We start from the raw sequence: 24854 nt of genomic DNA, 5'->3' as shown, positions 1-24854 counted from the left end.
GTATCAAATAAACACTATTTTTAAATTTTAAATGTGTTGATATGAAAAAGATAGCCCTGCTATTTATTACCGTTATTGCTATGTTGCCATCTCATGCACAAGGTGTTGCTGCGGCCATTGCCGATGCCAATAAATTTGTTGGCAATTATTTACAACCTTTTGGCGAAGGAGAAATTTACAATATGAATCGCGGCTGGTATAGTACGGCAAGGGCTCATAAACTATTGGGTTTTGATCTTTCCGTTAGTTTACAGGCTGCTGTAGTACCAACCGATAAACAAAATTTTACATTTAATAATGCTGATTATTCAACCTTTAAATTAAATGGCGGTGCAACGAGCGCCAGTCTGCCCACGTTTATGGGAGGCAGCTCATCACAAAGCATTCATGTAAATGTTACCGAAAACGGACAGCAGGCGTACACCGATTTTACAACCCCAACCGGTATAGGAAACGATTTTAAAAAGAATATTTCATTTTTGCCGGTATCTGTTCCACTGCCGGTAGCACAGTTGGGCATTGGTATTTTTAAGCATACTGATTTAAAAGTGCGTTACTTTCCAAAAACAGATTTAAATAATGTTTCAATGGGCATTTTTGGCATAGGTGTTCAGCATGAATTTTCTAATTACCTGCCTTTTCTTAAAAAAGTACCATTTCTGCATTTGTCGGCTTTAGCTGCCTATAACCACCTTTCAGCCGATTATTATCCTAATTTAACCAATTCCGGTTCTGTTCGAAGTAATAATGCAGATTTGAAGTATGATATCTCTGCCTATACCGTTCAGGCCATTGCATCTGTAAAATTTTCATTTTTAGAAATTTACACAGCTATAGGTTATAATTCGGGTAAATCTAATATCAATGTAAATGGTTCGTATCAGGCTACACTTAATACCAATTTTCCCCCGCCGAATAACACTTTTACCATTAATGCTACCGATCCATTGGCAATGTCGTATACAGCATCCGGTATTTCAAATACATGGGGGGTTCGTTTCAATTTATTTATTCTAAAAATTTATGCTGACTATACTTTTGCCAAATACAATGGTATTGGTGCAGGGGTGGCATTTGCATTTAGGTAATGAAAGCCGGTATTTATTTGTAAAATTTAAGTGGAGTTAAAATTTTTTGAAATTGAAATGGATGGGCTTGAATAATACAATGGCATTTAATATTGATTATACCCACGTATCGGTTTTATAAATAGAGAATAGTTACTTTTATCCTGTAATGCTGCAGGATAGTCAGAATAACGAACAATTATTGCAATGGTGGATGGCAGCCAGAGAAGGTGATGTGCATGCATTTAAAGCACTGCATCATCATTTGTTCGAAGGGTTGTATGCGTATGCCTTGAAGTTGCTGGATGATGAGACCCTTTCAAACGAAGCAGTGCAGGATTTGTTTGTGAAATTATGGATCAAAAAAAAGTCACTTCATTCCATACAGCAGGTAAAGCCATATTTTTATGCTGCTTTGCGAAAGCAGATTTTGAACTATTTTCGCGATTTAAAATTAAAAAATATTAAAATACAATTCTTTCAACAACCCAATATTGAATTTTCTCAGGAAGAAATTATTGTAAAAAAAGAAAGTGATTTTATACTGCAACAAAAAATTTCAATTCTTTTAAATCAGCTGCCAAAAAGGCAAAAAGAGGTAATTTACCTTCGTTATTTCGAAAATATGGATAATCAGCAAATTGCTGAAATTATGGGAATTAATTATCAGTCCGTTTCAAATCTCACGCAAAAAGCACTGCATAAGCTTCGAGATGCTAAAATGTTATCTACCCTCATTTCATTATCCTTTCTTTTTCAGTTTGTAAAAAATTAATTCTAAAAAAAGGGTATAAAAAATAAAATCGAGTGTCTTACACTAAAAGATTGCTATGCCCGATAATTTTTGGGAAGAAAATAGTGGCGAAAATTTGCCTTTTCAATTCAGGCACAAGCCTTCAACTGAAGCTCAGCGAGATGCCAACTGGTCATCTATCGAAAATAGAATAACCGGTCAGCAGTTTCGACCCATTTATCCTATGCTGAAGCCCATTCTTATCGCTGCAAGTTTTATTCTTTTAGTTGTGGTTACTTACTTTTTTGTGAATCAAAATTTGCATAGTACTGAACAGTATGCTATTGTTCAAACCGGTTTTGGTGAAATGAAAAGAATTGTTTTGCCCGATAGTACTGAAGTAATGATGAACGCCAATTCAACTTTAAAAATTCCGGCAGTTTGGGCTGATGATGTACAACGAGAGGTATGGATAAAAGGGGAAGCTTGGTTCCATGTTCGAAAAAAAACAGTAACAAAACAGAATTTTATTGTGCATACGCCACAAACCAATGTTGAGGTTTTGGGAACTATTTTTAATATAAAAGACCGCAGAGATAAATCAGTGATTTCATTAGAGGAAGGGTCTATACAATTAATTACCGACAAAAATAAAGTACTCACGAAAATTACTCCGGGACAGGTTGCTATTGTAACAAAAGATAAAAAAATGAGCGTAGCGTCTGATAGTAATGTGCGCTTTAGAAGTAGCTGGCAATTTAATGAATATCATTTTGATCATACCAGCATTACTGATATTGCCGAGATGATACAGGATAATTATGGATACCACACTGTTATTGATGCAAAACTTATTACAACAAAATTTTTAACCGGAGATCTTACAGCAAAAAGCATTCAGGATTTTATTAAGGTAATATCTGTTGCCATGAATGTAAATATTGAAATGAAAGGAAAAACCATTTATATATATCCCAAACAATAAGCATTTTAATTTTTAAAACGATTGTATTATGAGAAAAAATGTAGGAAAACTACTGCTATTGCAGCTATTACTATTTTCCATGTCTATTGGCATTGCCTTTTCAGAAACGCCACTTCCTTTTAAAAATGGTACGCTTTACCATACAATCAGGAAAGATGATACCAATAATACTAAAATGTTGGTGGATGTACTATCTGAATTACGAAAGGCTTATCAGGTTGATTTTGTGTATGAAAGTAATACATTGCCCGACACCAAAGTGGCATTTTCAATTACTAAATTTAAAAATGTAGAACAGGCACTGAATACCATTTTAATACCATTGGGTATTCATTATAAAAAAGTGCTCGATCAAACCTATGTATTATTTAGTAAAAACACTAAAATTGAAACGCTCAAAGATTTGATTAATAATCCACAAATTTTACAAGCCCTTTATCAGGATCCAAATTTTACAAATGCTTCTGTACAGGCCAATGTAATAACCGGTACCGTTACCGATGCAATTACACAACAACCTTTAATAGGGGTTAGTGTGGTTGTAAAAGGTACAAATAAGGGTACTTCTACCAACAATACAGGGCAGTTTACTATTACAGCCGAAAAAGGTGCTACCATTGTATTTTCTTATGTTGGTTATGCATCAAAAGAAATTGTAGTTGGCGCAACAAACACTATACAAGTACAGCTAACGCCCGTTGATGCTCAATTAGATCAGGTTGTAGTAGTAGGTTATGGTTCGCAGCGTAAAAAAGACTTAACCGGAGCCGTTTCAGTAGTTACAGCAGCCGATATTGCCGACAGACCGATTGTTGATGCAGGAGAGGCATTACAGGGAAAGGCCGCCGGAGTACAGGTGGTTTCCAATTCAGGGAAACCCGGTGCTGGTTTATCTATCAGGATAAGAGGTTCTTCTTCCATCAGTGCAGGGAATGATCCATTATATGTTGTGGATGGTATTCCAATGACGGATATTTCTTCTTTCAGTCCAAGCGATATTGAGTCTATTTCTGTTTTAAAAGATGCAGCATCAGCTTCTATATATGGCACTAGAGCCGCAAATGGTGTAGTAGTCATTACTACTAAAAAAGGAGTAGCCGGCAAATCTAAAATTGAATTTAGTACTTATTATGGTACTACCTCTCCAACCAAAATGTTGTCTGTTTTAAATGCCAAACAATATCAGGCTTATGCAAATGAACAGAAAGGAGCAGTAGTTGTAACTGACTCAATGGTGAATGCAAATAATGTGAATTGGCCAAAAGAAATTTTTCAGGATGGCACACAACAAAATTATCAATTATCTATTTCAGGCGGCAACGATAAATCAACCCATTATATTTCTTTAAATTATACTGATCAAAAAGGGATGATAAAACCTGCAACATATAATAGGTTAACCGGAAGAGTGAATTTAACAACCAAGGCTAGTAACTGGCTCACCATTTTGTCTAGTACAGTTCTTTCTCGCTCTAATAGCAACGATGTTACCGATAACCAAAGTGTAGCAAGAGGCGGCGTTGTTTTATCTGCTTTGGAAACTCCATTTATTATACCAAAATTTAATGCAAATGGGACCATTGGATTTAATCCCTTAACAGGATGGGAAAACCCCTATGGTGCAATTTTAGGAAGATATAACAAATCAACAGCCGACCGATTATTAACCAACTTAGGTGCCGATGTTAAATTGTTGAAAGGATTGGTATTTGAGTCAAGATTTGGTATTGATTATGGAAACTATACCAACACTTATTTTTTGGATCCTTTTCTTACCATTTATGGAAGACAAACCGGAGGTCAGCAATCCAGAACCAGAACCTATAATTTAACCTGGTTAAGTGAGCAAACTTTGCACTATAACAAAAATTGGGGTAAACATCATTTTTCTGCCCTGGCTGGCTGGACAGCTCAAAACTCACATACAGAGCAAACAACTATTTCCGGGTCATTCTTAAAACCGGAATACCGGTTACTGCCCTGGGATCAGGCGTATTTAAGAGATTCTATTAAGCAACCCGGAACCACCGGAATTGATGAATGGGCTTTGATTTCATATTTAGGAAGAATTAATTATGATTTTGATGGTAAATATCTGTTTCAGGCCAATATCCGTTCTGATAATTCTTCCAAGTTTGCACCGGGAAACAGAACAGCCATATTCCCCTCTTTCTCTGCAGGATGGCGTTTGTCGAGAGAAGCGTTTATGGAAAATGTACGTGCGGTTAACGATTTAAAATTAAGAGTAGCCTGGGGCCAAAATGGTAATCAGGAAGGAATTGGCAGCTATAGTTACCTGCCTTTGTCCAGTATCAATCCGGTTACGGGTGCAGTAACTCCTGTTTCAATTGCGCCGGCCAGTTTAACATGGGAAACTACATCACAAACAGATATAGGTGTTGATGCGAGCTTTTTAAATGGAAGAATTTCATTTACAGGAGATTTTTATGTGAAGAAAACCAAGAATGTATTGGTGAATTATCCTTTGCCCTCACAGGCAGGATTTGCAACTGCTCCACTCAATGCGGCAACCATGCAAAATATTGGAGAAGAGTTTCTTATTTCTACTAAAAATGTTGTAAAAGGCAATTGGAGGTGGAATTCAGATTTCAATATTTCATTCAATCAAAATAAAATATTAAATATTGGTGAAGGAGTAACCTTCCTGAATGCATTTGGCGGTGTTTATGCACGTGGTAACGCTATTGCATTGGCGCAAGGTTACGGCCTCGGTGAATTTTATGGGTATGTAGCACAAGGCGTGGATCCAAATACCGGGCATGAATTGTATTTAACAAAAGATGGTAAAACAACCGATAATCCCGCACCTACCGATAGAAGAATTTTAGGTAGTGCATTGCCCACTTTTATTTATGGGTTGAATAATACCGTTTCATTTAAAAATTTTACATTAACTATATTTATTCAGGGTTCACAGGGCAACAAAATATTTAATGCAGGAAGGTTAGAAGCCGAGGCTATGGTAAACTCCGCTAATCAAAGTTCGGCTGTATTAAGAAGATGGCAAAAACCCGGCGATATTACTGATATTCCAGGCGTAAGTACCAATGCAACCATTAATAATTCGTTGATATCTACACGGTTTTTAGAAGATGGTTCTTATTTAAGAGTGAAAACAATTACACTCTCTTACGATATTCCGTCGAAAGTATTAAACCATATTGGTTTAAGCAGGGCTTCTGTTTATGTTTCAGGTAATAATTTGCTAACATTAACCAAATACAAAGGTTTTGATCCGGAAGTAAATTCTTATGGCAATCCCGGAAATTCAAACGACAATAGAAATATTTCATTAGGGTTGGATAATGGCGCTTATCCACAGGCAAAAATGTTCTTATTTGGTTTGAATGTTGCGTTGAAATAAAAATGATTTTCGTTGCTTATATGCCATTTTGAAAATTTAAAAATCAGGAATATGAAAAATAAAATAATAATAACATTAATTACTGGTTCGCTTGGTTGTTTCATGATTTTGCCGGGCTGCACCAAATTGTTAGATAAACAGCCCATTACACAAGTGGTAACAAATACAGGAACTAGTTCTATTACTGCTTCTCAAGCAGAAAATGCACTGTCTGGTGTTTATAATGCTGAAATTGGTTATAGTTATGGATTAGAGTTCAATGTGTTAGACAGAATTACCAATGCTGATGTTCAGTCTGATAATTGCTATGCAGGTGGTGATAATCCTGACAATATTGCCATCGATTTGTTTACTGCCAATGCAGCCAATGGCAATATCAATCGTGACTGGAAAGATGCCTATGGTATTATAGCAACTGCTAATATTGCTATTGCACAGGTGCAGGCATGTACAGATCCTGCTTTGTCTGCAACCAGAAAAAATCAAATTTTGGGTGAAGCCAGATTTATGCGGGCATTTACTTATTTTGATTTAGTTCGCTTATTTGGCAGAATTCCGTTAATGCTAAAACCGGTGGACCAAACTAATTCTGAAACATTAATTAAATCTACATTAGTGCCACAATCTTCTGCTGATACTGCTTACCAGGCTATTTTACAGGATTTATGGTTTGCAAAAGATAATGTACAAAACGACAATACACCTCCCAATAAAATGGTGGTAACAAAAGGTGCTGTGAATGCAATTTTGGCAAAAGTATATGCCAGCATGCCTACTCCTAATTGGGATTCTGTTGCTTATTATTGCGATCAGGTGATACCCAATTATACATTAATGCCCAACTATACTTTTTTATGGGATAACAATCATAAAAACAATAGTGAATCTATCTGGGAATTTAATTATGTAGGCTGGAGTGTGATTGGCAACTGGATACCATCTCAATTTATCGGCAGCGGCTGGAAAAAATTTGAAACACCCACCAATGATTTGGTGAATACCTTTAGAACAGAAGGTGATTCTATTCGTTTACACGCTTCTATTACTTTTGTAAACTATGGATGGTCTGATCCATATTGGAAAGATGTCAACAATTATCCTATCCTGTCAAAATATAATGATCCAAACAATGGTACCAATGATTTTTATATGATTCGTTTGGCAGATATTATTTTACTGAGAGCTGAAGCTTACAATGCCAAAGGATTAACGACCAACGCAGGTGCATTGGTGAATTTAATTCGTGCCAGAGTTAATCTGCCTCCTACAACAGCAGTTTCGCAAGGTGATATGGCATTGGCAATTGAAAAAGAAAGAAGATTGGAGCTGGCATTTGAAGGCCATCGCTGGTTCGATTTAGTGAGAACCGGAAGAGCCATAACAGTAATGAATGCACAAAAAGATGGTGCAGGTAATAATTTAAATTACAATGTTAAACCTTATCAACTGGTATTTCCCATACCGCAAAATCAAATTGATAACAATGTTTTGTTGAAACAAAATTCAGGTTACTAGTCGTTTAGGTTACATACAAAAGCACCTGCAGATTTTTGTGGGTGCTTTTTTCAGTACATTACCTTATTTTTAGATAAAGCATTTTTCAGTAGGTTGATGCAATTTTTAAATTTTATATGAAATTATACAATGAAAAAACTTTGTAAATATTTTCTGCTTATCAATTGTATGATATTGGCCATGAGTTGTTCCTCGGCTCAAAAGTCGCCTGAAATGCCTAATAGGCCTCCAAATACGGTAGTTAATTTAAAAGATTCAATATCTGTATGGCTCACCAATGCCAATGGTTCTGTGCGTTTACAACAACAAACGCCATTATATTTCGATACGGTTAATAAAACCAATTTTATTATTGTGGTTGATAGTTTGCAGCGTTATCAAACCATGGATGGCTTTGGGTATACTTTAACCGGAGGTAGTGCAACTTTAATCAATCAATTACCCAATACACAAAAAACTGCCTTGTTGAAAGAGTTGTTTGGCCATGACGCCAATAGTATCGGAATTAGTTATTTGCGCATTAGTATTGGTGCTTCTGACTTGAATAGTAGCGTATTTTCATACGATGATATGCCTGCAGGACAAACAGATACTGCCTTATCAAAATTTAGTTTAGGGGCAGATACTGTTGATCTGATTCCGGTTTTGAAAACAATTCTTCAAATCAATCCATCCATTAAAATATTGGGTTCACCTTGGTCGGCACCTGCCTGGATGAAAGATAATGGCAGTACCATCGGCGGAAGTTTGCTTCCGGCTTATTATCCTGTATATGCAAAATATCTGGCAAAATATATTCAGGCAATGCAACAGCAAGGTATTACCGTTCATGCAATTACTATTCAAAACGAGCCATTAAATCCCAATAACAATCCCAGCATGGTGATGCAGGCAGCCGATCAGGCTAATTTTATTCAAAATGCATTGGGCACCGTTTTTAAAAATGAAAATATTACTACAAAAATTTTGTTGTATGATCATAATTGCGACAGGCTGGATTATCCTATTGCTATTTTAAATAATCCTGCCGCAGCACAATATGTAGATGGCTCAGCTTTTCATTTATACGCAGGAAATATTAATGCACTAGCTCAGGTGCATGATGCCTTCCCTGATAAAAATGTATATTTTACGGAACAATGGGTAGGTGCTCCCGGCGATTTCCCATCTAATTTAACATGGCATGTAGAGAATTTAATCATTGGTGCGCCACGCAATTGGAGTAAAACCGTATTGGAATGGAACCTGGCTGCTGATGCACAATATGAACCACATACACCCGGTGGTTGTACCCAATGCCTGGGGGCATTAACCATACAGGGGAATACGGTTATACGAAATGTGGCTTACTATATTATAGCACATGCATCAAAATTTGTACCTTACGGTTCGTATAGAATTGCTTCAAATATGGTAAATGGCTTACCCAATGTGGCTTTTCTTACACCGGCAGGGAAAAAAGTTTTAATCGTTTTAAATACCACTGCAACAACACAGGCATTTGGTATTCAGTTTAAAAATTTATTTGCTCCGGCAGCATTAGCATCTGGTGATGTGGCAACTTATGTTTGGTAAATAACATTCAATGATGTTTATATGAAAAAATTATTGTTTCAATCTGTTGTTTTAGGATTATTATTAGTGAGTAGCGCCAAAGCTCAAACACCGCGCTTTTATCAGGAAATTCAGGCATTTAAACAACAAGATAGCCTACATTTTCCACCTGCCAATGCCATATTGTTTGTAGGTAGCTCCTCCTTTCAAAAATGGAAAGATGTGCAGGATTATTTTCCTAATCATATCATTATTAATCGCGGTTTTGGTGGTTCTACGCTTCCGGATGTAATTCGGTATGCGCCAGATATTATTTTGCCTTATCACCCCAAACAAATTGTGATTTACTGTGGTGAGAATGATATTGCCGAAGATCCTGCCATAACACCACAACAGGTTTTAGAAAGGGTAAAGATCTTGTTGCAAATCATCAGAAAAAAATATAAAAACATACCTGTTGATTATATTTCTATTAAGCCAAGCCCAAGCCGAATACAATGGCAACAAAAAATGGCCGCATCTAATACACTCATTCAAAAATATTTACAACAGCAGCCTCATACCCGTTTTATTGATGTGTATCATGCTATGTTAAACCTGGATGGTACCATTAACGAAACCATTTTTATACATGACCGCCTGCACATGAATGCAACGGGTTATCATATCTGGCAGAAAATATTAGAGCCTTATTTGTTATAATTTAATTTTATTGATTTATATCCTTGATTTTGCAGTTAAATGAATGTATTTCTTTCAGATAATAATTCTATTTGTAATTAATTTGTATATTACAAGCATGAATCGATTAAGCTTGCTTTTAGTAGTGATTACAATCACAAGTTGCCACAAAGCTTCAAATTCTACTCCTGCTATTGCACCCGGCAATGTGGTAATTCATGCTGTTGTTTCTACCGATAGTAGTGGCAATGTAAATTTTACTGCTTCGGCAAACAATGCTGTATCTTATGATTTTGATTTTGGGAATGGCATTATTCAAGCCATTCCTTCCGGAATAACAACTTACAAGTATACTGCTTCCGGAACCTATACCGTGAATGTAATTGCAAAAAGCGCATCAGGCCTTACTTCGTCTGCCAACATACAAATTACCGTAGCAGTAAAATTAAATTTGGTTTGGTCAGATGAATTCAATACACCCGGAAGTCCGGATCCGGCTAAATGGGGTTATGATTTAGGTGCCGGCGGATGGGGTAATAATGAATTAGAATATTATACATCTCGTACCGATAATGCTATCGTTTCGAATGGAACATTAAAAATTATTGCCAAAAAGGAAAATTATTCAGGAAGCAATTATACCTCTGCCCGCTTGCTTACAAAAGGTGTATATAGTTTTAAATATGGCCGGATAGATGTAAGCGCAAAGTTGCCCGCTTCTATTGGAACATGGCCGGCTATTTGGATGCTGGGCAATAATATTTCAACTGCAGGCTGGCCTGCTTGTGGAGAAATAGATATTATGGAACAGAATGGAAATAATAAAAATATTATTTATGGCACATTGCATTATCCCGCACAGGTAAATCAATATGGTGATGGTGCTACTACCTCTATCACCAATGCAGCAACAACTTTTCATAAATATTCTGCAATATGGTCGGCCAACACCATTCAGTTATTGATAGATGATGTGGTGTATTATACATTGCCCAATAAAAGCAGCTTCCCATTCAATCAAAATTTCTTTATTATTTTAAATGTAGCAATGGGGGGTACGTTAGGCGGTACAATTGATCCTGCTTTTACCACCGACCAAATGGAGATTGATTATGTGAGGGTATACCAATAATCATTGAAATGCGTTAACTTCCAATCATAAATATTGCTCAATACCAAACCTACATTCTCCCATTCAAAACTCCTTTCACCAACTTATGCAATCCTTATTCAAATGTATCGTTTTTGTTTTTTGTATACTGCATTCAGGAATAGCACAAACACAAAAAGCCCAGAAAGGAAAAGTAATTTTTTTTGATAATTTTAATACAAAACATTTAGATACGGCTAAGTGGAATATTGAAATTACCGGATTTCATGTAAACAATGAATTACAGGCCTATGTAGACTCTTCTAAAACATTGTACATAGAAAAAAACAAGCTGATATTGCAGCCATTGTATGCACCTGGTTTTGTAACAAAAGATGGGCAACATTTTGATTTTATTTCGGCCAGAATAAATACCCGGAATAAATTTGAATTTGAATATGGCCGTGCAGAAGCCCGCATTCAATTAACCAACGGTGCCGGATTATGGCCTGCCTGGTGGATATTGGGTAATGGGCCTTGGCCGGCTACCGGCGAAATTGACATTATGGAAAATATTGGCGATGCTGGATGGGCAAGTGCTGCGGTGCATGGCCCCGGATACAGTGGTGAAACGCCATTTGTAGAACGTTACCATTTTCCAAAAAACAATGATGCTACGCAGTGGCATGTGTATGCTGTAAACTGGACGCCCGATGCAATGGTTTTTGAATATGACGGCAAACCCATGTACCGCGTTACAAAAGCCATGACAGATAAATATGGACAATGGGCTTTTAGCAATAAAAAGTTTTTGATTTTAAATTTTGCTTTGGGCGGTAATTATCCTGCAGGAGTGAATGGCGCAAAAGAGCCCTATTTTGGCCTGCCTGAAAAAACATTACAACAAATTAAGCAAAATAAGGCAAAAATGGTAGTTGACTGGGTAAAGGTTACCCAATTGGATGCCCCAAAGCCTTCTGAATAAAAAAATGAGCAGTAGGAGTAGTATTCGATAAAGCGTTTATCCAAAATATTTGCACGGCATAAATGGTTTCACTAATTTTCATGCCTGCAACATGAGAAAATGCTTATCCATATTACTCCTAACTGTGCTCCTCACTTATATGGGTGGTTACCATTTGTGGTATGTGCTGTATAAAGTGCATTTAAAAACAGAGATGAAGCTGTTTATTGCTTCCCATCCCGATACAAAAGCTGCCTGTCATTTTCAGTGGAGTATAGATGCAAACGGAAACATTACAGACCCCTCATTCTCTTGGGAAGAAAAAAATCATGAATTTAAATTGAATGGCTTATTGTATGATGTGGTTCATATTCAATATAACCAAACAACGGTAACCATTTGCTGTTTACCCGATAATGCTGAAAACAGCGTAGATTTACAGCACTTTGTCGTGCAAAAAAATAAACAAGATGCCGGAAAACAAAACCGGCTTAGTTTTTCTCAGATATTCTCATTCTTTTATCAACCAGAACTTTTTCAAATCTTATTTCCTGAACCCGTCAATATTTGCTGGCATACTTTTCATTCATATTATTTGCATTACATCGCACTTTCTGTAGTGTTACCTCCTCCCCGATTTACAATCTGTTAGTCCTTCTTCATTAAAATGGCATTCGTTGTTGGAGTGCTATTGCATTCTCTTTATTTAGGTAAATGAATTGTTCATTCTATTCATCATTATATATTACATTATGAAAAAAACTATAGCTATATTTCTTTTTTTGTTTTCATTGCAACAACTGCAAGCACAAAACATACAGGGGCGTGTTGCAGATAATACCACCAATCAGCCATTAGTGGGTGCAGTAATTGAGCTGCCCAACAGGCAAAAATTAATTACTGATGATAATGGCCGATTTCAATTACAACACGTTACAAGTAATATACTTGTAACCATAAGCAGTTTGGGATATGAAACCCAACAGGTTACCATAAAACCTGCCAATAAAGAGTTGTTGATTTTATTAACCCCTACTACCGATAATTTAAATAAGGTGCAGGTAACGGGTTGGGCAACGGGTAAACGCGATAACCAATTAACCGAAGCACAATCGGTAGGTGTATTAACGTATCACGATTTACAACGTGGCAATGGTTTATTTCCTGAAACCCAAATGAACACTATTCCGGGTGTATTTATGCAAACCAGAGGTATTTCCGGTGGCCAGCGTATCATCATCAGAGGATATGGCAATACCACTAATTTTAATGGCTTAGGCTATCAGGTTTTTTTAAATAATATTCCATTAACCGATGCCACCGGTGTAACCATATTAGATGATATTGATTTTTCTACCATTGGCAGAGTAGAGGTGTTTAAAGGGCCGGAATCCAGTTTGTATGGTTCGGGTATTGCCGGTGTGGTTAAATTGTATTCTATTCAACCCAAACCCAATACCACAAAAATTTTGGAAGAAAATACAGTAGGCAGTTACGGTTTGTATAGAAATAATACACGTATTGAATCGGCAGGCAGTAATTCTGTTTTGTTTTTTAATTACGGCCATCAAACGTCAAATGGTTACCGTAACCATAGTGCATCAGCAAAAGATTACGCTTCCTTTAAAGGCGATTTTTATGTAGGCGATCAACAAACCATTTCAACCTATTTGTCATATAGCAGTTCTTATGAAGAACTGGCCGGCGAAATTCCCGGTGATACATTATACCGCCGTATCACCTGGAGCGATCCGAAATATGTGAATAACAATGCCCATGTATTAATTGAAAGTTTTAGAGCAGGTATTACAGATGATATTAAAATCAATCAGCACTTCAATAATCAAACCACCGTATTTACTTCAGGATATACATTGGATCAGCCATTTGCCGCAGGCCTTAACTCAAACGCAGTATTAACTTTTGGCGGCAGAACGGGATTTATTTATAATGGGAAATCGGGTGCAGTAGGCATTCATGGTATTATTGGCGGACAATTTGAGAAAACGCTTTCTTTTAATAAAACCTATAATTTAACCAATGGTGTAATGGGCGGCATTAGAGGCGATTTGCAGATTCAGGCATCTACCTACAATCTATTTACCGAATGGAAGTTGAATTTGCCTGCTCAAATTATGCTAACAGCAGGAAGCAGTGTTAACTTTATTGAATACAGTATTCGCGATATGCTTACGAATAGTGCCAACCCAACACATGCCGACCAGTCGGGTTACAAACGGTTCACCCCCGTACTAAAACCACGAATTGCTGTTTTAAAAATGTTGAATAAAAACAGTTCAGTGTATGTGGATGTAAGTACCGGCTATACGCCACCTACTACCAACAATGTAGTGATACCGGCTATCGGAAAAGTAAACACAGGTTTACAACCTGAATTGGGTATTCAATATGAAGTGGGAACAAAAGGAAGCTTTTTCAATAATAAATTATCTTATCAATTGGCATTGTTTCAGTTAGATGTAAGCAATAAAATTGTGAATCAGTCAGTGGCCGCTACTCAAACCACACCCTTTTATACTTTTGCAGTAAACGTTGGTAAACAGCGAAATAACGGTGTAGAATTGTCGTTAAACTATCTTGCCTTACAAACTAATCAGGGTTTTTTCCGTTCTGTAAAACCATTTGTAACCTATACGTACTCTAACTTTAAATATGTAGATTTTAAGAGTGATAATAATAACAATGCCAACACCCTTAATTTTTCAGGTAATAAAGTTGCCGGTGTAGCACCTAATTTTTTAAATATTGGTTTGGATGTGGTAACTGCGCCCGGTATTTATTTTAGCAGCACTTTTCAATATGTTGATAAAGTGCCCTATACTTTCGATAATTTGAATGATGCATCCGCTTATCGTTTATTGGGTGCTAAGTTGGGTTATCGCCAAACGCTGCATCAACATTTTGATGTGGATGCGTTTATAGGTGCAGATAATCTGTTGAATAATACTTATTATACCTTTTTATTTTTATCGCCTACATTAGCTTCACAAACCGATCCGCACTTTATACCCGGGCCATATACTGCCATGTGGTATGGCGGATTAAAACTGGCTTATCATTTTTAAACAATTGATGTATGATTAAAAAAAATATAATTCGATGGCTGCCTGTAATAGTATGGCTGGCCATGTCATGTAAACAAGGTAAACAGGAAGCGATGAATCCTGCCAATGCCAAACGAATTGTTTCTGTTTCAAAACAATTAACAGAAATGATGTTTGCGTTGGGAAAAGGGAAAGATATAGTAGCCTGCGATTTGACCAGTAGTTATCCCGATAGCGCAAAATTATTGCCTAAAGTGGGTTACCATCGTTTGTTGAGTACGGAAGGAATTGTATCCATGCGGCCCGATATTGTAATTTATAGTCAGAATATTGGGCCTGCCACAGTCATTCCACAATTACAACAAGTGGGGGTACATTGTAAAGAATTTTTTGAATCGAATACTTTGGATAGTGCACAGCTTTTATTAAAAGCATTGGGTACTTATTTTGGGGTATCTGCTGTGGCCGATTCGCTCAGTCATCAACTACAACAACAAATGCAGGTAGTATATGCTGCACAAAAGCAATGCGTAGATACACCAAAAGTAATGGTGATTCAATTTGGCCAGGCCAACAATGTTTTCTTTGTAATGAGTGGGAGGAATGGTCCGGCAGATGCAATGATACGTATGGCAGTTGGAAAACCCGCAGTATACCAGGCAAAAGGAGCCACGCAGTTAAGTGCTGAAGCCATTGCTGCGGCCAATCCCGATATTATTATTGTTACTGATTTTGGATTTGATAAATTGGGGGGCATGGAAGGTGTGAAAAAATTACCGGGTGTTGCCTTAACCAATGCAGCCAAAAACAATACAATATATCGGTTTAATGAACATGATATTGTATATTTTGGTCCGCGAAGCGCCAACAACATTTTATCACTCATGAAAATCTTTCATCCCAATATTCATGCAACGCTACTCTAAACTGTACTTTGGTATTTTAATATTGTTATTGGTTGGTACCCTCATCATGGCCATTGCTTTTGGTGCTGTTCCCATCCAAATACATGAAATGTACACCGCATTGCTGCATACTGTTAAAGCTGATGTTCCATTCAACATTCATGAAGCCGTATTTCTTGAAATTAGGTTGCCACGTGTATTGCTCTGCGCTATTACGGGTGGTATTTTAGCTGCTTCCGGAGTAATGATGCAGGGCTTATTTAGAAACCCGATAGTTGAGCCGGGATTAATAGGAACCAGTGCTGGTGCTGCTTTTGGCGCCTCATTTATATTTGTGTTATCGGGTAGTTTGCCCATGTGGTTACAACGGTTTTCCGGCATTTTTCTGGTTCCGGTATTTGCATTTGTGGGTGGTGTTATTGCAACGGTACTGGTATATACATTGGCCAAATCGGTTCATCGGGTTTCGGTAACCAATTTGCTGTTAATTGGTATTGCTGTGAATGCTATTGCTTTAAGCGGAACCGGATTTTTAAGTTTTATTTCCAGAGATCCGCAGGCAAGAAGCATTACTTTTTGGAACCTCGGCAGTTTTGCTGGTGCATCCTGGCTGCAGATATTGATTACTGCTATTGTTACACTTCCGGTAATGATTCTTTTATTGCGCTATGCCAATCAGTTGAATGCATTGATGTTGGGCGATAAAGAAGCCGGCTATTTGGGCGTACATACCGAGCGTTTAAAATGGCAGATTTTATTGCTCAATACTGCCATGGTTGCTATTGCAACCGCATTTGTTGGTGTAATTGCTTTTGTGGGATTAATTGTGCCGCACATGATGCGTTTATTGATAGGTGGAAATAACAGAACATTATTACCGGCTGCTTTTTTATCTGGCGCAATTTTATTGACGGTAGCCGATATTGCTGCCCGGTTATTGATTGCTCCGGGAGAAATTCCTATTGGTATCATTACTTCATTGGTGGGGGCACCCGTATTTATTATTTTATTGAAGCAAACCCATTTACTGCAAAAAAGAGGTAGTTATGATTGAGGTAACGGAGGTAAATTATACAATTCAAAAAAAACAATTGTTGCAGAATATCAATCTGTGCATTCAGAAAAATACTTTTACAGTTATCATGGGTGCCAACGGAGCCGGTAAAACAACCCTGTTACAATTACTGGCAGGAAGTATTGTACCTTCAAGTGGTTCAATTACAATCAATGGTATAGATATAGCAACCTTATCACCGGAAGTGTTGGCTAAAAAAAGAGCAGTATTATCGCAACAATACCATTTGCCTTTTACATTAACTGTTCGTGAAGTGGTTATGATGGGCCGTTATCCTTTTTTTCAACACCAACCCCTTACCATTGATGTGGCAATTGTAAACCAGGTGATGCAGCAAATGAATGTGGCGCATTTGGCAGATACATTCTATCAACACTTATCTGGAGGTGAGGCGCAAAAAGTACAGATGTGTCGTGTATTGGCACAAATTGCAGATGCATCGGAATCACAGAAAAAAATATTGTTTTTAGATGAGCCGGTTTCTCAATTAGATGTAAAATACCAGTATCAGTTAATGCAAATTGCACAATCTTTAACCCGTCAGCATGTTACCGTTGTGGCAGTTTTGCACGATATGAATTTGGCTTTACAATTTGCAGATACCCTGCATTTTATGAAAAGTGGTCAGTTGCTATACTCATTACAGCAGCCTGCTGATATTGATGCTGCATTAATAAAAAATATTTTTGATGTGCATGCCATAAAATTGGAACAACAAAATTTAGATCATCCTTTCATTTATTTTCAACCCGAATAAATTTTCTACTTATAAAACAACCCTATTCGTGCAAACCATTGATATATCCGGAACCATTGGCCTTATAGCTACCGCTGTTTTAACTTTGAATATTTTGCTAGGTATGCTGCTTAGTTCAGCGTATAAAAAATCTGTTTATTGGAAGCGCGTTCCTGCCTTTATTCAAAAGCTGAATATTACCGATATACATAATTATACCGCCTATTTGGCTTTGTTATTGGTGTTGGTGCATATTGTATTAATACCTATTGATTCTGCTTCAAAATTTTCGTGGTTGCAATTGCTATGGCCATTGAATACTCAACACCAGCCATATATGGCTTTGTTGGGCAGTTTGTCGTTCTATGCACTTATTCTGGTAATTATTACCACCCAAAAAATCATTAAAAACAAAATGGGATTTCGCTTTTGGAAGAATGTGCATTTAATTTCATACGGTGCTGCCTTGCTGTTTATAATACATGGCATTTGGATGGACCCGGAATTAAAAGACCGGCCTGTCGATTTCTTAGATGCAGAAAAGCTGCTATCAGAAATTTGTGGGTTGGTTCTGATAGCGGCTTCTGTAATCAGGATTCGCTATTTTATACGAAAACAATGCTGAAATGGTAAAGCTTTATTCTTTGTCTTCTTCCTTTTTAAACAAATCTAATTTAGAGGACTCTATCAAATTACGGAAGGCTTTCCATTTACTGTTGAAGAAGTTATCTGCTTTTTGCAATACCTGGTTTACACTTTCTTCCGCAACCTTATACAAGGTTTCCTCCTGTTCTCCGGGAGCTGCATTTTTATATAATGCCGTAAAGCGGGCATTTGCAATATTGCCATTTACAGTTACCTGAGGTACAGTACCATAACCCTGCTTTTCCTGTGGTTTGCCATTTAAAGTTTCTCTAATGTCTTTAATCGATTGCTCCAATGCTTTCATGCTATGCCGTATGCTGTCTCTTCTGCTACTATCTATGTTGGGCAGGTTTGCTTTTATATTGACCATAATGGCATCTGCATCTGTTAATCGTTCTGTTAACTGGTTTACTTTTATGGTTAGTGAATCTAATCTTGCATTGAAAGCACGTTGTGCTTTTCTTACTTCCGGCGATGTAGGTGCATTGGGATCATCATTCACCACAACGGTTGCAGAATCTTTTAATTTGCCCCATTGCAATACAACGGTATAGGTTCCGGGATCTACCGGTAAGCCACCCGGTTCGGCACTGCCTCCACCAAAATTTCTTCCTCTTCTGCCACCGGCACTGCGAATACCTTTCTCTTCTAATCCCCAAAAAAACCGATTAAAGCCGGTATCAGCTTTCACTACTAAATTGCGCACATTGTTGTGTGCTGCATCATAAATATGTATATGCACTGAATCAGGCATTTTTGCTTTGCCGGTATCGCTTGAAGTTTTTTCGGTAAAGAAACTAATAGAGGCGCCAGGCTTTCTGTTTTCTCCTTCATAAGTGCCCCAAATGCTGTACTCAATACCCGAAGGGTTTTTCATTTTGGCCTGATAGGCTGTTGGTATTGGGAAAGCCACTAATTTTTGCGTAAATGCTTTACCGTTATTGGCTGCTATTCTTCTCAATGGACGAATATCATCTAAAATCCAGATAGCCCTTCCAAACGTTGCAATGGCTATATCTGCTTCTCTTTCCTGAATGGCTAAGTCGTATGTAGAAACAGAAGGATAGTTGTTTTTAAATTGCTGAAAATGGGTTCCATTATCAAAACTTACCCAAAGGCCCTGTTCTGTTCCTACAAAAATTAAGTTAGGCTCAACGGGGTCCTGAATCATACATAAAGCATATCCCGTTACTTTCTTTTCATCTACCATTCTGGTCCAGGTTTTACCAAAGTCTGTTGTTCTAAAAATATAGGGTTTAAAATCGCCCAACCGATAGTTGTTGCAAACAACAAAAGCTTCACCTGCTTTGTATCTGGAGGCTCTGATTTGCGGTATCCAACTTCCTTCTGGCATTCCCGGAATTTTTCCTCTGAAATTGGTCCAGGTTTTACCGCCATCTTGTGTTAATTGTACATTACCATCATCGGTTCCTACCCAAATTACCCCCCGTTGTACACGTGATGGTTCAATGCATAAAATGGTACAATAGTTTTCTGCTCCGGTAATATCAATGGATAAACCACCATTGTTACTTTGATCTTCTTTCGCAGTATCATTGGTGGTTAAATCAGGTGAAATGATATTCCATGAAATACCTTTGTTAGTGCTTTTGTTTACAAACTGGCTGCCAAAGTAAATGGTATTATTGTTGAATGGGTCCTGCGCTATAGCAGCATTCCAGTTAAAACGATGCCGTAAGGTACTGCCAACATCTGGTGGTTTAATGCGCCATTGTTCGCCGGTGGCTACATTATAACGGCCCAGTTCGCCTTCCTGACTCATGGAATAAACCCAGTTGTAATTATCCGGATCGGGTATTACATCAAAACCATCACCACCGCCCACTTCGGTCCAATAACTGTTGCGAATACCTGATTTTATCCAAACATAAGCAGGGCCATACCAACTGCCATTGTCTTGTAAGCCGCCCATTACATGGTAGGGTATGGCATTGTCTACATTAATGTGATAAAATTGACCAACGGGCAATTTACTTTCAAACTGCCATGTTTTTCCCTTATCTCTTGTTATGGCCAGCCCACCATCATCGCCATCAATAATCAATGAAGGATTGAAAGGATGAATCCACCAGGCATGGTGATCGGGATGAATGCCACTGTACGGGATCAATATGCGAAAAGTTTTGCCGCCATCTTCACTAACACTCACCATTTGGTTAATGTTGTATAATCTGTTTTCATTTTCAGGGTCAACACGAATGTCCTGAAAATAAAAGGCCCGGTTGGTAACCACAGCAGGGTCACTGTTTACTAACTCCCATTTCATGCCACCATCATCTGATTTATATAACCCGTTTTTGGTAGCTTCTACCAATGCATACACCCGACTGGGTAAACTACGGCAAATGGTTAAACCAATACGGCCATAATTGCCATCTGGCAGGCCATCTGCCTTGCCTAATTTTTTAAAAGTTTTACCTGCATCGTAGGTTACGTATAATCCACTGCCGGAGCCGCCGCTGGTAAAGCTCCAGGGTGTTCGGTGGTGTTGCCACATGGCTACAAATAATTTGTTTGGGTTACTTGGGTCTATCATCATATCTGCCACACCACTGGAATCGTTGGTATGTAAAATTAATTTCCAGGTTTGTCCGCCATCGGTTGTTTTATACAATCCTCTTTCTCCATGCACACCATAAGGGTTGCCAATGGCGCCTGCATATACAACATCTGGATTATTGGGATCAATAATAATTCGATGAATATTTTTTGTTTTTTGCAAACCCATGCATTTCCAGGTTTGTCCGCCATCTAAACTTTTATAAATTCCATCTCCCAGGCTAACAGAATTTCTCGGATTGCCTTCGCCGGTGCCTGCCCAAATAACCGAAGGATTGCTTTGCGTAATGGCAATGGCACCAATATTTAAAATAGGTTCCTTGTCAAATATCGGCTTCCATGTGGCACCGCCGTTTTCTGTTTTCCAAACACCGCCGCTGGCACTACCCGCATAAATAATATTGGGATCGCTCCAAAGCGCATCAATTGCAGTAATACGGCCGCTCATACCTGCCGGACCAATTGTACGGGGTTGTAAATTTTTAAACTGTGTGGCCAGATTGATTTCTTGTGCCTGTGCCGTAAAATAACAGCCTGCAAAAAGCAGAATGCTGAAGTAAAATTTTCTCATGTTGCCTGAATTTTTAGTTGCAGATTGTAAGGTAATAAATTTTTTATACAGCGAATGAATTTATGAATGAATGTGTAGGTAAACCACCGATGGAATTTATTTTGAGTGAATATGCCTTCATCCGTACCTTTTACCTCCATATTAAGCAAATGAACTACACAGTTCGTAATTGAATGAAGCATTGAAATTCAGGAACTGCACATAAAATAGAGATAATTATGTTGAAATATAAAACGAATTTTTTTCAATTCTAAATAAAAATTTTATGAAATGGCGCTTTCGTTTTTTGATGGTGGTATTACTTTGTACAATCATCCAAACCCTTCAGGCACAGGTTTCTGCTGCTTTGTTTCAAGAAATGCAGTGGCGTATGATTGGCCCGCACAGAGGCGGTAGAACAGTAGGCGCAGTGGGTGTGCCACAACAACCCAACGTATTTTACATTGGCGTAAACAATGGCGGCGTTTGGAAAACCACAGATTATGGCAGAACCTGGTTCCCAATTTTTGATGACCAGCCAACCGGCTCAATAGGTGATGTAGCAGTAGCGCCTTCCAACCCAGATATCATATATGTAGGCTCTGGTGAGGGTTTGCAACGGCCCGATTTGTCGGTAGGTAATGGCATGTACAAATCAACCAACGCCGGTAAAAAATGGCAGCATCTTGGTTTAACAGATGTGCAGCAAATTGGTGCGGTAGCCATTGATCCTACTAACCCCAATCGGGTATTCGTAGCGGCAATGGGTCATCCGTATTGTCCAAATGCAGAGCGCGGTGTTTTTAGAACTTTGGATGGAGGCAAAACCTGGGAAAAGGTTTTGTACAAAGATGAAAATACCGGTGCCGTGCAGGTATCCATTGATCCCAAAAATCCGAATATCATTTTTGCTGATTTATGGGCCGGCCGGCAAGGCCCTTGGGAAAACGGCGAATGGAATGGTTCGCAAAGTGGATTATTTAAATCAGTAGACGGGGGTAATACATGGACCAAAATTACCCGTGGATTGCCAACTGTAAAACAGGGTTTGGGAAGAATTGGATTTTGTATTGCCCCCAGTAATCCAAAAAGAATGTATGCCACTGTTGATGCAGGTGAATATGGTGGTATGTACAGAAGTGATGATGCAGGAGAAAGCTGGTACAGCATTAGCAACGATGGCCGTTATTGGGGACGTGGCAGCGATTTTGCAGAAGTAAAAGCCGATCCTCAAAATGAAGATATTGTATACACAGCGAATGTGGTGGTGTGGCGGTCGGAAGATGGTGGGCATAGCTGGAAAGATTTTAGAGGAGCACCTGGTGGTGATGATTATCACCGCATCTGGATTAATCCCAATAACTCTGATATCATTTTAATTGCTGCCGATCAGGGTGCAATTATTACCGTAAATGGCGGAGAAACTTTTTCATCGTGGTACAACCAGCCCACTGCACAATTTTATCATGTTAGCACTGATAATGCCTTCCCTTACAATGTGTATGGCGGCCAGCAGGAAAGTGGCTCCGTTGGTATTGCATCCAGAGGGAATGACGGGCAAATTACCTTTCGGGAATGGCACCCCGTTGGTGTGGAAGAATATGGTTATGTTGCCGCCGATCCGCTGAACCCCAATATTATTTATGGTGGAAAAATAACCAAATATGATAAACGTACCGGTCAGGTTCAAAATATTGCACCTGAAGCAGTACGTACCGGTAAATACCGTTTTATAAGAACAGTACCGGTTTTATTTTCTCCCGTCAATCCACATACGTTATATTTTGCCGGCAATGTGTTGTTTAAAACCAATAATGGGGGCATGAGCTGGCAGGTGATCAGTCCTGATTTAACCCGCAATGAATGGGATATACCGGCCAGTGTAGGCATTTATACCACGCCTGCTTTAAAAACCATGCCACGCCGCGGCGTTATTTATACCATAGCTCCATCTTACACCGATAGCAATACCATTTGGTGTGGTACCGATGATGGTTACATACAAATAACCCGCGATGGCGGCAAAAGTTGGAAAAATATTACGCCAGCAGCTATTATTTCATGGAGCAAAATTTCATTGATGGATTGCGGGCATTTTGATAATAATACGGTGTATGCTGCGGTAAATCGTATCCGTTGTGATGATTTACATCCGCATATTTATGTTACTCACAATGGTGGTAATACCTGGGAAGAAAAAGTAAACGGCTTGCCGGATAATGAACCCATTAATGTAGTTAGAGAAGACCCTAAAGTAAACGGCTTGTTGTTTGCAGGCTCTGAAAATGCAGTATATGTTTCATTTGATAATGGCAACCATTGGCAAAGCCTTCGGTTGAATATGCCGGCTACTTCTATTCGCGATTTAGTGATAAAAGATGATGATATTGTAGTAGGCACACATGGCAGGTCATTTTGGATTTTAGACAATATTACTCCATTAAGGCAAATTGCACAACAACGCCTTACCGTTAATAAGGCTTATTTGTTTCAACCACAAAATGCATTGCGTATTCGATGGGATATGAATACCGATACCCCATTGCCACAGGAAGAACCCGCAGGGAAAAATCCACCCGATGGGGCTATCATTGATTACTATTTGCCTGCCAACTATTCCGGTACTGTTATGTTAAGCATTAAAGATGCTACCGGTAATATTATACGCAGCTATGCAAGTACAGATACGCCTTATGCTATACCTAAAGTAAATATTCCAAAATACTGGATACGGCCTCAGCAAATACTTTCTGCCCAACCGGGTATGCACCGTTTTTTGTGGGATATGCATTTAGCGCCACTGCCCGTTCCGCCTGCTTACCCCATTGCTGCTATTTACGGCAATACAGCACCGTTAGCTACAGCTCCATGGGTATTGCCTGGTATTTACACAGCAATATTACAGGTAAATGGAAAAACAGTGCAACAAACTTTTAAAGTTGTAATGGATCCAATGGTTACTACTACTTCTGCCGATTTGCAACGCCAGTTTAATTTAGCCAATCAGTGTTATGAAATAAGCAAAACATGTTTAGAGCGGCTACAAATCATTCAGCAAATGATTCAAAATACAGAATCTGCTTCAAAAATAAATTCATTAAATACAATAGCAGGTAATGCTTCAAATGGCAGAAGGGTTATTAGTAATAAGAATAGCTATCATGATATATTACAACAAAGCAGAAATTTAATGAGCATGTTGGAAGAAGCAGATATGCCGCCCACTCATACCATTGACTTGGCTGTTCAGCAATTAGCCGCTAATTTTAAGTCACTGGAAAATCAATGGCAAATAATTATATCTGAATAGTTATATTAAAAATG

At 38.2% G+C, this 24854-nt stretch carries 17 protein-coding genes; 16 read left to right on the top strand and 1 reads right to left on the bottom strand.

The window, feature by feature from the left end; all coding sequences use genetic code 11:
- The first annotated feature begins 41 nt into the window (after window positions 1-41).
- The 15 genes from A0F92_RS07475 to A0F92_RS07405 all read left to right on the top strand — a co-directional run bounded on the left by A0F92_RS07475 (window position 42) and on the right by A0F92_RS07405 (window position 18380).
- Window positions 42-1088: a DUF6588 family protein gene (locus tag A0F92_RS07475; protein WP_068243664.1), complete on the top strand. Its 1047-nt coding sequence runs from the start codon at window positions 42-44 to the stop codon at window positions 1086-1088.
- Between the two features lie 148 nt (window positions 1089-1236).
- Window positions 1237-1842, top strand: coding sequence for an RNA polymerase sigma factor (locus A0F92_RS07470; protein WP_068243662.1), 606 nt, complete (start codon window positions 1237-1239; stop codon window positions 1840-1842).
- Between the two features lie 55 nt (window positions 1843-1897).
- Entirely contained in the window at window positions 1898-2785 is an 888-nt protein-coding gene (locus A0F92_RS07465) for a FecR family protein (RefSeq protein ID WP_068243659.1), read from the top strand.
- A 28-nt stretch (window positions 2786-2813) separates the two neighbouring features.
- A complete protein-coding gene (locus A0F92_RS07460; RefSeq protein ID WP_167516898.1) occupies window positions 2814-6170 on the top strand; it encodes a SusC/RagA family TonB-linked outer membrane protein in 3357 nt (1118 codons plus the stop codon).
- A 51-nt stretch (window positions 6171-6221) separates the two neighbouring features.
- On the top strand, window positions 6222-7685 hold the full coding sequence (locus A0F92_RS07455) for a RagB/SusD family nutrient uptake outer membrane protein (protein WP_068243655.1): 1464 nt from the start codon (window positions 6222-6224) through the stop codon (window positions 7683-7685).
- A gap of 129 nt (window positions 7686-7814) precedes the next feature.
- On the top strand, window positions 7815-9260 hold the full coding sequence (locus tag A0F92_RS07450; RefSeq protein ID WP_068243652.1) for a glycoside hydrolase family 30 protein: 1446 nt from the start codon (window positions 7815-7817) through the stop codon (window positions 9258-9260).
- A 21-nt stretch (window positions 9261-9281) separates the two neighbouring features.
- On the top strand, window positions 9282-9941 hold the full coding sequence (locus A0F92_RS07445; RefSeq protein WP_068243646.1) for a GDSL-type esterase/lipase family protein: 660 nt from the start codon (window positions 9282-9284) through the stop codon (window positions 9939-9941).
- A gap of 97 nt (window positions 9942-10038) precedes the next feature.
- Window positions 10039-11052: a family 16 glycosylhydrolase gene (locus A0F92_RS07440; RefSeq protein WP_068243643.1), complete on the top strand. Its 1014-nt coding sequence runs from the start codon at window positions 10039-10041 to the stop codon at window positions 11050-11052.
- Window positions 11053-11137: 85 nt separating this feature from the next.
- Window positions 11138-11995, top strand: coding sequence for a glycoside hydrolase family 16 protein (locus A0F92_RS07435; RefSeq protein ID WP_068243640.1), 858 nt, complete (start codon window positions 11138-11140; stop codon window positions 11993-11995).
- A gap of 91 nt (window positions 11996-12086) precedes the next feature.
- Window positions 12087-12626: a hypothetical protein gene (locus A0F92_RS07430; RefSeq protein WP_167516896.1), complete on the top strand. Its 540-nt coding sequence runs from the start codon at window positions 12087-12089 to the stop codon at window positions 12624-12626.
- A 100-nt stretch (window positions 12627-12726) separates the two neighbouring features.
- On the top strand, window positions 12727-15060 hold the full coding sequence (locus tag A0F92_RS07425; protein WP_068243634.1) for a TonB-dependent receptor: 2334 nt from the start codon (window positions 12727-12729) through the stop codon (window positions 15058-15060).
- An 11-nt stretch (window positions 15061-15071) separates the two neighbouring features.
- Complete coding sequence (locus A0F92_RS07420; protein ID WP_167516895.1) at window positions 15072-15965, top strand: heme/hemin ABC transporter substrate-binding protein; 894 nt, start codon at window positions 15072-15074, stop codon at window positions 15963-15965.
- Window positions 15949-16998 (top strand): FecCD family ABC transporter permease, encoded by a 1050-nt coding sequence (locus A0F92_RS07415; RefSeq protein WP_068243630.1) that lies wholly within the window; start codon window positions 15949-15951, stop codon window positions 16996-16998. The genes A0F92_RS07420 and A0F92_RS07415 overlap by 17 nt, the downstream gene beginning before the upstream one ends.
- Window positions 16991-17776 (top strand): ATP-binding cassette domain-containing protein, encoded by a 786-nt coding sequence (locus tag A0F92_RS07410; protein WP_068243627.1) that lies wholly within the window; start codon window positions 16991-16993, stop codon window positions 17774-17776. Before A0F92_RS07415 ends, A0F92_RS07410 begins: the two co-directional genes overlap by 8 nt.
- A gap of 28 nt (window positions 17777-17804) precedes the next feature.
- On the top strand, window positions 17805-18380 hold the full coding sequence (locus tag A0F92_RS07405; protein WP_068243625.1) for a ferric reductase-like transmembrane domain-containing protein: 576 nt from the start codon (window positions 17805-17807) through the stop codon (window positions 18378-18380).
- Window positions 18381-18392: 12 nt separating this feature from the next.
- Here the strand turns inward: A0F92_RS07405 and A0F92_RS07400 are convergent, their stop codons facing one another.
- A complete protein-coding gene (locus A0F92_RS07400; RefSeq protein ID WP_068243621.1) occupies window positions 18393-21551 on the bottom strand; it encodes a WD40/YVTN/BNR-like repeat-containing protein in 3159 nt (1052 codons plus the stop codon).
- 265 nt (window positions 21552-21816) lie between these two features.
- On the opposite strand from A0F92_RS07400, the gene A0F92_RS07395 reads away from it, so the two are divergent.
- Window positions 21817-24840 carry a VPS10 domain-containing protein gene (locus A0F92_RS07395; protein WP_253810254.1) on the top strand — a complete coding sequence of 1008 codons (3024 nt, stop codon included), beginning with the start codon at window positions 21817-21819 and terminating at the stop codon, window positions 24838-24840.
- Window positions 24841-24854: the final 14 nt, after the last annotated feature.

Source organism: Hydrotalea flava (assembly GCF_001623405.1).
Lineage (GTDB): Bacteria > Bacteroidota > Bacteroidia > Chitinophagales > Chitinophagaceae > Hydrotalea > Hydrotalea flava.
The sequence above is the reverse complement of the archived record's forward strand: the minus strand, read 5'-3'. Positions and strand labels throughout refer to the sequence as shown.

What these genes read in the sequence shown, in the direction of transcription:
- A0F92_RS07460 (WP_167516898.1), top strand. Translation starts at nt 2,814, where the DNA reads ATGAGAAAAAATGTAGGAAAACTACTGCTATTGCAGCTATTACTATTT.
- A0F92_RS07435 (WP_068243640.1), top strand. Translation starts at nt 11,138, where the DNA reads ATGCAATCCTTATTCAAATGTATCGTTTTTGTTTTTTGTATACTGCAT.
- A0F92_RS07395 (WP_253810254.1), top strand. Translation starts at nt 21,817, where the DNA reads ATGAAATGGCGCTTTCGTTTTTTGATGGTGGTATTACTTTGTACAATC.
- A0F92_RS07465 (WP_068243659.1), top strand. Translation starts at nt 1,898, where the DNA reads ATGCCCGATAATTTTTGGGAAGAAAATAGTGGCGAAAATTTGCCTTTT.
- A0F92_RS07470 (WP_068243662.1), top strand. Translation starts at nt 1,237, where the DNA reads ATGCTGCAGGATAGTCAGAATAACGAACAATTATTGCAATGGTGGATG.
- A0F92_RS07450 (WP_068243652.1), top strand. Translation starts at nt 7,815, where the DNA reads ATGAAAAAACTTTGTAAATATTTTCTGCTTATCAATTGTATGATATTG.
- A0F92_RS07410 (WP_068243627.1), top strand. Translation starts at nt 16,991, where the DNA reads ATGATTGAGGTAACGGAGGTAAATTATACAATTCAAAAAAAACAATTG.
- A0F92_RS07445 (WP_068243646.1), top strand. Translation starts at nt 9,282, where the DNA reads ATGAAAAAATTATTGTTTCAATCTGTTGTTTTAGGATTATTATTAGTG.
- A0F92_RS07425 (WP_068243634.1), top strand. Translation starts at nt 12,727, where the DNA reads ATGAAAAAAACTATAGCTATATTTCTTTTTTTGTTTTCATTGCAACAA.
- A0F92_RS07420 (WP_167516895.1), top strand. Translation starts at nt 15,072, where the DNA reads ATGATTAAAAAAAATATAATTCGATGGCTGCCTGTAATAGTATGGCTG.
- A0F92_RS07430 (WP_167516896.1), top strand. Translation starts at nt 12,087, where the DNA reads ATGAGAAAATGCTTATCCATATTACTCCTAACTGTGCTCCTCACTTAT.
- A0F92_RS07440 (WP_068243643.1), top strand. Translation starts at nt 10,039, where the DNA reads ATGAATCGATTAAGCTTGCTTTTAGTAGTGATTACAATCACAAGTTGC.
- A0F92_RS07400 (WP_068243621.1), bottom strand. Translation starts at nt 21,551, where the DNA reads ATGAGAAAATTTTACTTCAGCATTCTGCTTTTTGCAGGCTGTTATTTT.
- A0F92_RS07475 (WP_068243664.1), top strand. Translation starts at nt 42, where the DNA reads ATGAAAAAGATAGCCCTGCTATTTATTACCGTTATTGCTATGTTGCCA.
- A0F92_RS07415 (WP_068243630.1), top strand. Translation starts at nt 15,949, where the DNA reads ATGCAACGCTACTCTAAACTGTACTTTGGTATTTTAATATTGTTATTG.
- A0F92_RS07455 (WP_068243655.1), top strand. Translation starts at nt 6,222, where the DNA reads ATGAAAAATAAAATAATAATAACATTAATTACTGGTTCGCTTGGTTGT.